The following is an 11,787-nucleotide window of genomic DNA, read 5'->3' as shown; positions in this document are numbered from 1 at the left end:
CATATCTGTCGATTTGTACGGCGCAGAATGAAGGCGAAGCAAATTCGGGGTGGCCTCATGGTGGCATTCTCATCGGCGAGCCTGGCAGGATGGACCGGTTTGATCGCCCTCGCGGGAGCTCTGCCCGCAAAGGCCGAAACGCCGGTTGTGCCCGCTCGCACGGTGGTGGGGGCATTGCTGGCGGGTATCGCATCGCCAACCCCCAACGTCGATAGCCTGGCCGATCTGTTCGCAGATGACGCGGTCGTTAGTTTCGGTGAATTTGACGATCCCGGGCGCGGCAAATCCGCTGTCACCCAGAAGCTGCGCGGGCTGTTCGCTCACGGTCAGCGCTACCGGATCAGCGTCCATAGCGCCTATGAGAGCGGCAATGTCGTCGTGAATGATCGCGAAGACACGTCTTTGCTGACAACCGGAGAGCAGGTCCCGTTCCGTGTGACAGGGGTTTTCGTGGTGGTCGATGGCAAAATCAGGGCCTGGAGCGATCATGAACCACGCCCCATTCGGCCCGCCAAACCGTGACTGACGCTGTCAACAAGAAGTCAATTTTACAGAGCCAAGGATGCGATCATGAACGACGACCAACATGAGAACGGCCGTGAGCCCGGCTTGTCCCGCCGCCAGTTGGTCGGGGGTACCGGATTTCTTGTTGGGGGAGCATCCATCCTGGGCGGCACCGGGATCAGCACGATCGCACAGGCGGCGACGGAGCCGACCGCATCGTCGCCTCCCTTGCCGCCGGGCACTTATTACCCGCCCACGCTGACCGGAATGCGCGGCAGCCACCCGGCTTCATTCGAAGCAGCCCATGCTATTCGGGATGGCTCGGCACTCAAGGAAGCACCCGACATTGGCGAGCGTTATGACCTTGTCGTCGTCGGCGCCGGGATGAGCGGGCTGGCTTCGGCCTACTTCATGAAAAAGAAGTTTCCCAAAGCGAAAATCCTGATCCTCGATAATCACGATGATTTTGGCGGCCATGCCCGCCGTAACGAGACGGATGTCGATGGGCGTACCGTGCTCGGTTATGGTGGGACAATGTACATCCTCAGCCCGCGCGCATACACGGCCGAGGGACGCCAATTGCTGGCGGATGTGGGCGTCGATATTAAACGCTTTCGGGCGGCGGCGGGACCTCGCAGCGTCTGGCGTGGACTCGATACGGCATTCAACCTTAAACGGGCCGTGTTGTTCGACAAGGCCACATTCGGCGTCGATAAGCTGGTGGTCGATATTCCTGAAGGAGCAGATCGATCGAACCCTAAGGCATGGTCCGCATTTTTGGCCAAGGCTCCCCTGTCCCAGCGCACAAAGGACGATTTGCTTCGTTTGAACACGCGGCCGGTGGATTATCTGGCGGGCATGTCAGCGACCGAAAAGGCCGCCTTGCTGCAAAAGACGAGCTATGCGGACTATCTCACCCGCCATGTGAAGGTGAACCCGGAAGTCATCACCATGATGATCAAGGAGATCCACAGCGGCGTCAACGGGGCAGCCGGCATTGATACGATCAGTGCCATGCACGCATTCGAGCGTGGCTTGCCCGGTTTCGCCAAACTCGGGATCGAGACGCCTAGGCCGCAAAGCTGGCTACCGGATGGCGAGGGCGATGACATTCATTTCCCGGATGGAAATCACGGCCTGGCCAAATTGTTGATAAGGTGGCTGATCCCCTCGGCGCTGCCTGGCAGCACGCAAGAGGATTCCGTGCTCACCCGCACCGATTACAGCCAGCTGGACCGGCCGGAACATGACGTTCGGATAAGGTTGAACAGTACCGTCGGACGTGTGGTGCACAGTGGAACCCCTGAAAAATCGACGGGCGTTGAGATTAGTTACATCCGTAACGGCAAGGCGCAAATGGTGCGCGCAGATGCCGTCGTCATGGCCTGTTACAACGCGATCATCCCCTATATCGCTCCGGAAATACCAGAGCCTCAGAAAGCGGCGCTACACAATGCGGTGCGGATGCCGTTGGTGTACGGGACAGCCGTCGTCCGCAACTGGGAGATGCTGGCAAAGCTGGGCATCGGTGCCGTCAGCTGTCCCGGCAACACCTTCTGGTGGGACACGATCAGTGTGGATTGGCCCTCCAAGGTCGGGGGGTATCGACCCGCCGAGACGCCTTCGGACCCCATGCCGATTCACCTTTCAAAGGTTCCCACCAGCCCGGGTTTGAATGCGAAGGACCAGTTCCGCGCCGGGCGCGCGGAACTGTTGGCCACGGATATCGAAACGATCGAGGCGGCGACGCGGGATCTGTTCCGTACCGCGTTCGGGCCGGTCGGTTTCGACGTTGATCGGGATATCGTTTCAATCACCGTCAACCGTCATCCCCACGGCTACGCCGCCTGCGCCAATTCACTATACGACCCGGACTGGGCGCCCGAAGATCGGCCGTGGGTCGTCGGCCGGAAACGTGTCGGCCGAATTGCCATCGCCAATTCCGATGCGGGCGCGATCTGCCTCACGCAAGCAGCGTTCGATCAGGCTAATCGAGCGGTGAACGAGATTGTGACGGACGTGATGCAGGCGCTTCATGAATGGCCATGGGGCACACGCATCTAATCAGTGGCATGGGCGGTAGAGGGCGGGGCGTCCTCTACCGAATTGGGGTACATGTCGGGTCGTCAGACAAGCGATAGCTGGTCTTTACTCGTGACGGCGACCGAAGGACCGGGTCACCCCGGCGCTGGAATATGGCGTGATCGGGTTGAACACCGGCCCTATCTCCGCAGAGATGGCGCCATTTGGTGGCGTAAAGGAATCCGACCTGGGGCGCGAAGCTTCGCAGGGGGCGATGAATTTCTGAACATAAAGATGGTCTGCAGGATCATCGTGCCCGCATGATCGGCGCCCCTTCCCGCGATCATTGCGAGGTCAGATATTCGGCGAGCCGTGCGTCGAGTGGCGGTGCGCGACCCTGATCGTCCGCTTCATCGACCCGCTCCAGTGCGTTCTGCGTATATCGAACACCTGCCCACCGCAGCGGCTCCCGTTCCCAGCGCGGCGCTTCCGGTCGATGGAACGGCAGGCCTTCCAGGCCTGTGGTCCATCCCCCGATCCGTCCCGCCAGCAGGCGCGCGCACATCGCACTCGTTGCGACGCCGCGACCCGTATAGCCATATAGCCGCCCGATCCGGCTGACGGGATCGAAATTGACCGAGGGCATCCAGTCGCGTGGAATGCCGAGATAGCCGCCCCACGAATGCGTGAACGAGATGTCATGCAGGGCGGGCCACCATTCCTTCACGGTGGACCGCATCCATACAAAGGTTTCCTCGTCCTGCAACGCGCGTTCCGCCATGTTCGATGCGAAGCGATAGGGCGCACCTCGGCTGCCATAGAGTATCCGGCCATCGCGCGTACGTGTCAGGTAATTCTTGGTATGGACCTGCGAACTCAGACACTCGCCTTTGGCCCAGCCGATGGCGTCCCACTGCGCGGTCGTCAGCGGTGCCGTCAGCACGATCATCGACGACATCGGCAGCACGTCACGGTGATATTGGGGCATATCCGTCATATATGCCTCCCCTGCCGTCACGACCGCACGCCGGGCGCGAATGGTGCCACGTTCCGTGACGATCGCCGCGTCATCTCCACCCCGGATCGTCAAGGCGTGCGTCTGTTCGAAGATTGTCGCCCCCATTCGCTCGACCGCCCGCGCCAGCCCGCGCACCAGCTTGCCGGGATGAAGGCTTGCCCCATGACTTGACCGCAACGCGCCCGACAATTTCGTGACATGAACCTTTTCATAGGTTTCATCGGGGCCGAGGAGCTGACTGCCGGTCGAAAGTCCGAGCTTGGCAAAAGTTTCGAAGGTGGAGACAAGCGACGCCATCTGTCCCGGGCTTCGCGCCAAGCTTAGCAGCCCGGTTCGGCGAAAATCGGCATCGATATCCGCTTTGGCGAGGAGTTCCGGGAAATCCCGGACGCAGCGTTGTTGAGCAAGGATCGTCTGCCGCGCCAGGTCCATGCCATAGCGCCGGATAAGGGGGCCAGCATCCACCGGAAAGCGCGGAGAGCACCAGCCGCCGTTGCGGCCCGATGCCCCATAGCCGCAGAAATGCTTTTCGACGATTGCAACCCGAAGGCCGGGATTCTCGCTCAGTAGAAAAAAGGCGGTCCACAGACCGGAAAATCCGCCACCTAGAATAGCAACATCGACCAGAGCATCACCGTCTAATGGGGGACGTGCTCCAAGATCATCGCCCGATGTGGACAGCCAATAGTCGCCCTCAATCGTTTGTATTACTGGGCCATTGGAAAAGGCGCTCGACTTGGTCACTGTCCGACGCCCTCGTCATAGACGATGAATAGCTTGACGCAGACGTCATGCGTTTCCCAGACACCCTGCGTCGATGCGGAAAAATGGACCACGTCTCCTGCGGCGATTTCCAGTGGAGGTCCGTCGTCTGGTGTGAACGTGGCACGCCCGCTGAGGAAATGACAGAATTCAGCCTGCCGCACTTCGCGGCGCCAACGGCCTGGGCTGCACTCCCATATGCCAAAACGGTTCGAGGGATTGGAACCGGAGGTGATCGACGCCGAACGAGCCCGTAGAACGGTATCGGACAGCCGTGGAGTAATGACTTTCGGCGGTCCTGCCGTATCGAGAAGGGTCTTCGGATCGAACAAGACAGCGGGCATTAGGCGATATCCGTATTTTGATGTCGCTGAACGATGCCTCCTCCGTCCCTCGCGTGACAGTTGTGTATTGCTTCGATGCCGGTGAGTGCCAATCACCATGCTGGCACGATGAGCACGAAATCTGTTGATCCAAACCGGATGGGCGCCGTTCACCACTTTCCCCAAAAGGGGTTGGACCCAATATTACGGAAATCATATGACCGGATCAGGAAACCAAGAGTTCAGCGTGCCCGAAACACGATATCGCGCGGGTTTTCTTCCGATCGGCTTTTGGTCGAAACCTAAAAAGGGTTGATGACCCGATCCAGAAATTGGCGGGTTCGCGCCGCTTGCGGATTTTCCAGAACCTGTCGTGCCGAGCCATCTTCCACCACGATCCCGTCCGCCATGAAAATGGCGCGATCGGCAACTTCCCGCGCAAAAGCAATTTCATGCGTCACGACGATCATCGTCATGCCGCTTTCCGCCAGCGACTTCATGACCTGAAGGACTTCACCCACGCGCTCCGGGTCGAGGGCTGAGGTCGGCTCGTCGAACAATATGGCTTTCGGGCGCATCGCCAATGCCCGTGCGATGCCGACGCGCTGCTGCTGGCCCCCGGAAAGCTGGCTTGGAATCGTCCCATGCCGATCGGCGAGGCCGACCTGTTCGAGCAGGGCCATCGCATGGTCTTTTGCTTGCGCGGGTTCTTCCTTGAGCACCTGCACCGGCCCCTCGATGATGTTTTCCAGAACGGTTCGATGCGGCAGCAGATTGAAGCGCTGGAATACCATTCCCACCTGGCGGCGAATGCTGGGATAATTTGCTACCGTGACCGGATGTCCCAGAACATCGATTTCGCCGCCGTCATGACGCTCCAGGCCGTTGATGCAGCGTAGCACCGTGGATTTTCCGGACCCCGAAGGGCCGATGAGACAAGCCACTTGCCCCTGTGGGATCGTGAAGCTGACGTCCCGGAGAACGTGGTTCGCACCAAAATGCTTGGTCACCTGAGAGAGGCGGATCATGCGCGCGCCATCCGGCGTTCGAACAGGCGTACCAGCGCCGCAAGGGGCAGGCTTGCAGCCAGATACAGCAAAGCGACCAACAGATAGACCGTTTCATTCTTGAACGTGGATATGGCCAGAAGCTGGCCCGCCCTAGTCAGTTCCGCGATCGTTATGGTCGATGCGATCGACGAATCCTTCAGCAACATCACCGTAGTGTTGCCGAGGGAAGGGAGGGCCGTACGCAGTCCCAGCGGAAACACGATGCGGCGAAAAGCAAGGCCGTTGCTCATGCCCAGGGACAATCCGGCCTCGACCAATTGAGGATCGACCGATCCGAACCCTCCACGAAAATTCTCGGCCTGATACACCGAATAGGCCACGCCCAGCCCGACCACGCCCGCCATGAAAGGCGGCAGGTCGATGCCGAACTCCGGCAGCACGAAATAGACGCAGAACAACTGAACGATAATCGGAATACCGCGCACGGTCTGGACGATCGTAACGCTGATCAAGCGCAACAGTCTGGACGGCGAAAGCGCCATCAACGCCCAGATCATCCCCAGCATCAGGCTCAATCCCAACGCGCACAGCGTCAGCAAGATTGTCGTCCCAAGTCCACGCAGCAACAGCGGCATGAACTGCACGGCATCCGGAAGAAATTCGCTCAAATCATGCCTCCAGCTTCCAACGTCGCGCAATATCGAGAAATCGCCCATTCTTCATATGCTCGATCGCCAAATTCACGCGGTGGAGCAGGGGGTCCTCTTTGCGCAGTATCAGGCAGAGTTCTTCGCGTGCAGGCGCCTGAAAGCCCGGCGCCAGCCTGACCGCACGCTTCGGGCCTACCCGAAGTTGATAGCGCAATATGGGTTCATCGCCATAGCCGGCATCTATACGGCCATTGTCGAGATCGCGGAGGATGTCGAACAGGCCGTCATAGGTCGAGACATTCTGCACACCGGCGTCGCGCAACTGGTCGACGAAACGCGTCCCGACCTGCGCGCCGACCCGCCGATCCCGGACGGCGTGCAGGTCTCGATACATGTGGCGGTCGGCCGCAGGCACGACCAGTGCGGCGGAATAGGCGTAAACCGGGTCGCTGAAAGCCACGACCTTCTCACGCTCGGGCGTGCGTAGCATGGCTGCGGCGATGAGGTCGATCTTGTGGGCCAGAAGGGAGGGCAGCAACGCCGAAAAGGGTGTGATCCGCATTTCGGCTTGAAGCGACAGGCTATCGGTGACGGCCTGCGCGATTTCGACGATCGATCCCGTCAGCGCGTTCGTGGCCGGATCAACGAAGCTGAACGGAACGCCCGTCGGAGAAGAGCCGATGATCACTTCATTCGGTTCCCGAATGCGCCCGCCACACGCGCTCAGGGCGATCATGCCAAGTGCCGAGGTCAATAGCGTTCGCCGATCCATCGGAACTTCACACAAATTGTCGTTCAAGAATCGTCTCGGCGTTAGTCACAACTATGCCCCTCATTGTGGCTCCAGGAGTAAGGAGTACGTTGCAAGCCGCCAGATGATAAAATCCCGATCTCCGGTGTTTAGGAATCACCGCTCCGGGTTGCCGCAATGGCGTTTTCCAGCCAGCGCCGGAAGCTGGCGATTGAAGTTGCCCGCCAGCAATCCCGGCGCGCCGTGAAATTATAGCTTCCGAGGAACACCTCGGGAAATTGCCCGACTGACACGAGGCGGCCACTGGCTATATCGTTGCTGACGAGTAATGCGTTGGCCAATGCAATACCCTGCCCCTGCCGCGCGGCTGACAAGGTCAGGTGACCCTGGAAGAATTTGGGTCCGGCCAACGGCCCGATATCGCCAAGACCATGCGCCGCGAACCATTTCCGCCATTGATCGTGGCTTGTCTCATGAAGCAACGTCTGACCGAGGAGCTCCGCCGGGGTACGGATCACGCCCGTCAGCTCGACAAATTGCGGGCTGGCGACCGCCAGGATCGGCGGTCTGGCGATTTCGACCGAACGAAGTGACGGCAAGACCTGATCGATAGCCCCGTCCGCGACATAATGCAGATATGTATCGGCTTCGTTTGCACCGAAATCCGGCGCATGGCCCGAAGGTTGCAGTTCCAGGTCTATCTTGGGATGGCGCTTGATGAATTCGCCGATCTTGCCCATCAGCCATTCCGATGCAAGTCCGGGCGCCACCCACAAGCGCAAGCGGGAATCATCGTCGCGGCGCATCAGATCCTGGGTCGCACGCGCTACTTCAGCCAACGCCGCGCTGATCCGTTGATGATAAATTCGCCCCTGTGGCGTCAATGTGCCGTAAGCGCCGCCCACCCTTTCTATCAGCGTCATGCCGGTCCAATGTTCCAGCGCCTGCAAATGACGGCTGACGGCGGCATGATCGACCGACAAGGCAGCAGCTGCGCGCCTGATCCCTCCGCAAACCCCGACCGCCTCGAACGCCCTGAGCGCCGCAAAGGGTGGGATGGATGCCTTCTGCGAACGCACCAGGCGCAACGATGCCTCGGTGTCGATCTTTTGATTCATAATCCAGCCCTCGAAGCTGCTGCAGCTTCCCCCATCGCATAACTACAACATCGCGAAGCCACTTGGGCGACCGGTTATGCTGTAGCGGGGCGTGGTTGACAACGCGCTTTTGCGTCAGGCTGAAACGAGCATAATCCAGGAAGTCGGGTCTGTGGAGCAGCGGCAGATGTTGCGCGATCGCGGCGCATTCCGCCCCGGTCATCGGTGCCCGCTGAAACCCCCATCATTTGAGCGAGAGGAGATAATCCACGACCTCCGCACGCTTCTTCGGGTCTGGAATTCCGACGAACATCCGCGTTCCCGGCACCATCTTGCTTGGCGCCGTCAGGAACTTGTCGAGATTTTCGGCCGTCCACTTCACCTTTGATTGCTTCAACGCAGGCGAATAGGCGAAAGCGGTACTGGCAGCCGGTCTATTGCCGACCCCGCTCAGGTTAGGACCCGCTGTGCCCTTCGCGCCGGGTGTGATCGTATGACACATCATGCACCGCTGCTTGAACGTTGCTGCGCCCGCCGCCGCAGGTTGAGCTGCCGCTCCCGCCGACGACATGATCATGGTCACGCCCATAGTCGCCAGTAATTTCTTATGCATCACCCTGATATACCTCATTTGTTGAACGCTCATGCAGACCAGACCGGCATCGTCGACGACACCGGCAGGCGGCGGATCCTTTTGCCACCCAGCGCGAAAATGGCGTTGGTGATTGCCGGCGCGATACCGGCGGTCCCGACCTCGCCCACGCCGCCGGGATCGGCTTCGCTAGCCAGAATCTCGACATCCACTTGCGGCGCCGTCGCCATCGTCATCATCGGAAAATCAGCGAAATTGCTCTGCTCGACAGCACCACCGGCAATAGTGATCTCGCCAGACAATGCCGCCCCAGCGCCGAAGATGCATCCGCCCTCAATTTGTGCCTTGACCAGGTCGGGATTTATCACCCTGCCGCAGTCAAGCGCCGCCAGCACCTTGCGTACCCTTATACCACCCTGTTCCTGGGAGACGTGAGCCGCCAGTCCGCAATAGCTTCCGAACGCATGGAACAGCGACACCCCCCATGCGCCAGTGGAGGTCCTGTCGGCTGGCGCGGTCATCATGGCTTCGAGCCGGTCCAGAACAGCCAGCGCAGGTTGGTCACTGAGCATGGCGCGGCGATAGGCGATCGGTTTTGCCTTCGCCGCAAATGCGAGTTCGTCGATGAAGCTTTCCACGACGAACAGGCTGCGGGTGGCGCCGACGCCGCGCCACCAGGATGTCGGAATCCCGGATTCGACACGCTGGAACTCGACCTTGAGGTTGGGCAGATCGTAAAGCGGCTTTGCGGCGCATTCCACTGCGTCACTGTCCACGCCCTTGAACGCTTGAGGATACAGGCGCGCTATGATCGAGGAACCGGCGATGCGATGCATCCAGTCGACCGGCCGACCGTGATCGTCGAGGACCGCTTCGATACGATCGGCATAAGCGGGCCGATACATGTCGTGCTGCATATCCTCCTCCCGTGACCAGATGACCTGGACGGGTCCGGCCACCTGACGGCCGATCTGCACGGCCCGAAGGATGCCATCGATCTCAAGCCGACGGCCAAATCCGCCACCCATGAGATACACGTTCAGCATGACGCTGGTGACTGGCAGGCCAAGCTGCCCGGCGACGGCCGCGCGCGCCGTGGTGGCCACCTGCGTGCCGGTCCAGATGTCACATCGTTCGTTCGTGACCTGAACGGTACAATTCATCGGTTCCATCGGCGCATGGGCAAGAAACGGCTGCTCATAGGTCGCCGCTATCCGTCGGCCCGGCACCGCACCCGGTGTTCCGACGCTGCTGGCGACGGCTCCGGGCGCCTCAAGCGCCGCCAGCAACGACGCCCGGATCGCGCCGCTATTGATCGTCGCGGACTGGCCATTGTCCCATTGCGGTTTCAGCAAAGCTGCCGCCTGCCGCGCGTGCGGCATGGTATCGGCGATGACTGCAACAGCATCGTCCAGCCGCACGATCTGGCTGACGCCCGGTGACACCTTGGCTGCCGCATCGTCCAGTTGCACCAGCTTGCCGCCGAACACCGGGGACTGGATCAGTGTCGCGATGCGCGCGCCGGGCACGGCTGCGTCGATGCCGAATACGGCTTCGCCCCGAATTTTCGCGATACCCTCCACGCGAGGACTGGTGCGTCCGATCAGCTTGAAATCCGACGGTTTCTTCAGCGGTACCTCAAGGGGAGCGGGCAACTTCGCCGCATCAGGGATCAAGGCAGCATAGCTGACACTGCGGCCACTTGCGTCGTGGCGCACGACCCCGTTGGCGGTCGAGCAGCTTTCCGGCTTTACGGCCCACCGCGCGGCAGCTGCGGCGACCAGCATCGCTCGCGCCGTCGCTCCGGCACGCCGCATTGGGAGCCAGCCGCTTCGGATCGACTGGGAACCGCCCGTTATCTGCGGCCCGTAGCGTTCTTCGTCTGCGGGAGCCTGCCGAAGGCGCACCGCGTCCATGGCGACGTCCAACTCCTCGGCCACCAACATCGCAAGTCCGGTCTGCGCACCCTGGCCCATTTCAATATATGCCATCGTGATCTCAACCGACCCGTCGGCGAGGATCGTGACCCACGCATTGGGCGCGAATCCGGTTTCTCCCGGCATCTCTGGGACCTTCGCCAGTAATCGCACCGGGATCACCAGGGCCGCCCCGGCCATCACACTCGCACCGAGAAAGTGCCTACGCCCAAAAGCGGGGCGAGATGCATCATCCATGATTTTCGGTCTTCGCTGCAAGATGGATCGCCGCCCGGATACGGGGATAGGTGCCGCAGCGGCATAAATTGGTCATCGCTGCGTCGATATCGGCGTCCGTCGGCCGGGGCGTGGACTTCAGCAGTGCGATGGCAGCCATTATCTGGCCGCTCTGACAATATCCGCATTGCACGACGGCCAGCTTTTCCCAAGCCAACTGTACCCGCTGTCCAACGGCATCCGCAGCCGCGCCCTCGATCGTGACTATGCTCGCGTCTCCGATGGAGGCTGTTGGCGTTACGCATGAGCGGCTAGGGCTGCCATCGACCAGCACCGTACATGCGCCGCACTGACCCAGGCCGCACCCAAATTTGGTACCTCGCAACGCAAGTTGTTCCCGCAAGGTCCACAGCAAGGGGGTCTCTTCGTCCGCCTCGACCGACATGCTGCGGCCATTCACGGTGATTTTGTGATCCATGTGGCGCATTCCGAATAAGATACCAGCGACAGCTGGTTCGGCATTACACTGGCATATCCCTAATCCTGGTGACGGTGCCAAATCTTTCGTCCAGGGTGCGCGAATGTCACCATCGGGGGGCCTCTATCTCAATAGCCTTATTTCGCGCCTCGGACCATTGGCCGAATTAAATTTGTGCGCCGCAAAAAAATGCTTGCGACTCCAATGAATCGATGACAGCTTGCTCTTGATCGGAGCAGGGGCGCTTCGATCCATAAGTTGAACCGAGCCGATGACGGCAGGGTTCAATTACGGTCCTGGAATGGATCTGCACGGCAATGACGCCGCCCGGATAGGTCGATCGACCTCTATCCAGGCGGCTTTTTTATTGGTTTTCCGCTGGCGGCCTGGATGCTGCCGGGCGGCTCTCAACATCATCTTCAAACGC

General features: G+C 60.4%; 11 protein-coding genes and 1 pseudogene. 3 read left to right on the top strand and 9 right to left on the bottom strand.

Annotation, left to right across the window (positions count from 1 at the left end):
- The first annotated feature begins 27 nt into the window (after positions 1-27).
- The 3 genes and pseudogenes from ACZ5U1_RS16410 to ACZ5U1_RS16400 form a co-directional block, all read left to right on the top strand.
- Positions 28-522: a nuclear transport factor 2 family protein gene (locus ACZ5U1_RS16410; RefSeq protein ID WP_464780206.1), complete on the top strand. Its 495-nt coding sequence runs from the start codon at positions 28-30 to the stop codon at positions 520-522.
- Between the two features lie 48 nt (positions 523-570).
- Complete coding sequence (locus ACZ5U1_RS16405) at positions 571-2,568, top strand: NAD(P)-binding protein (protein ID WP_464780205.1); 1,998 nt, start codon at positions 571-573, stop codon at positions 2,566-2,568.
- Positions 2,569-2,677: 109 nt separating this feature from the next.
- Positions 2,678-2,850, top strand: a pseudogene (locus tag ACZ5U1_RS16400) (aldehyde dehydrogenase family protein); the annotation flags it as partial.
- A 19-nt stretch (positions 2,851-2,869) separates the two neighbouring features.
- On the opposite strand, the gene ACZ5U1_RS16395 reads toward ACZ5U1_RS16400, so the two are convergent.
- The 9 genes from ACZ5U1_RS16395 to ACZ5U1_RS16355 all read right to left on the bottom strand — a co-directional run bounded on the left by ACZ5U1_RS16395 (position 2,870) and on the right by ACZ5U1_RS16355 (position 11,360).
- A complete protein-coding gene (locus ACZ5U1_RS16395) occupies positions 2,870-4,288 on the bottom strand; it encodes an NAD(P)/FAD-dependent oxidoreductase (protein ID WP_464780204.1) in 1,419 nt (472 codons plus the stop codon).
- Positions 4,285-4,650 carry a cupin domain-containing protein gene (locus ACZ5U1_RS16390; protein WP_464780203.1) on the bottom strand — a complete coding sequence of 122 codons (366 nt, stop codon included), beginning with the start codon at positions 4,648-4,650 and terminating at the stop codon, positions 4,285-4,287. The genes ACZ5U1_RS16395 and ACZ5U1_RS16390 overlap by 4 nt, the downstream gene beginning before the upstream one ends.
- Positions 4,651-4,931: 281 nt before the next feature.
- Entirely contained in the window at positions 4,932-5,657 is a 726-nt protein-coding gene (locus ACZ5U1_RS16385) for an amino acid ABC transporter ATP-binding protein (protein WP_464780202.1), read from the bottom strand.
- Positions 5,654-6,307, bottom strand: coding sequence for an amino acid ABC transporter permease (locus ACZ5U1_RS16380; RefSeq protein WP_464780201.1), 654 nt, complete (start codon positions 6,305-6,307; stop codon positions 5,654-5,656). The genes ACZ5U1_RS16385 and ACZ5U1_RS16380 overlap by 4 nt, the downstream gene beginning before the upstream one ends.
- A gap of 1 nt (position 6,308) precedes the next feature.
- The gene (locus ACZ5U1_RS16375) at positions 6,309-7,025 is read right to left on the bottom strand and encodes a substrate-binding periplasmic protein (protein ID WP_464780200.1); all 717 of its coding nucleotides are present in this window, start codon (positions 7,023-7,025) and stop codon (positions 6,309-6,311) included.
- Positions 7,026-7,189: 164 nt separating this feature from the next.
- Complete coding sequence (locus tag ACZ5U1_RS16370; protein ID WP_464780199.1) at positions 7,190-8,158, bottom strand: LysR substrate-binding domain-containing protein; 969 nt, start codon at positions 8,156-8,158, stop codon at positions 7,190-7,192.
- 223 nt (positions 8,159-8,381) lie between these two features.
- On the bottom strand, positions 8,382-8,750 hold the full coding sequence (locus tag ACZ5U1_RS16365; protein WP_464780198.1) for a c-type cytochrome: 369 nt from the start codon (positions 8,748-8,750) through the stop codon (positions 8,382-8,384).
- Positions 8,751-8,779: 29 nt separating this feature from the next.
- A complete protein-coding gene (locus ACZ5U1_RS16360; RefSeq protein ID WP_464780197.1) occupies positions 8,780-10,846 on the bottom strand; it encodes a xanthine dehydrogenase family protein molybdopterin-binding subunit in 2,067 nt (688 codons plus the stop codon).
- A 49-nt stretch (positions 10,847-10,895) separates the two neighbouring features.
- On the bottom strand, positions 10,896-11,360 hold the full coding sequence (locus tag ACZ5U1_RS16355) for a (2Fe-2S)-binding protein (protein ID WP_464780196.1): 465 nt from the start codon (positions 11,358-11,360) through the stop codon (positions 10,896-10,898).
- Positions 11,361-11,787 lie beyond the last annotated feature (427 nt).

It is taken from the genome of Sphingobium sp. TomTYG72, assembly GCF_055394715.1.
This window is presented reverse-complemented; position numbering and strand designations above follow the sequence as displayed.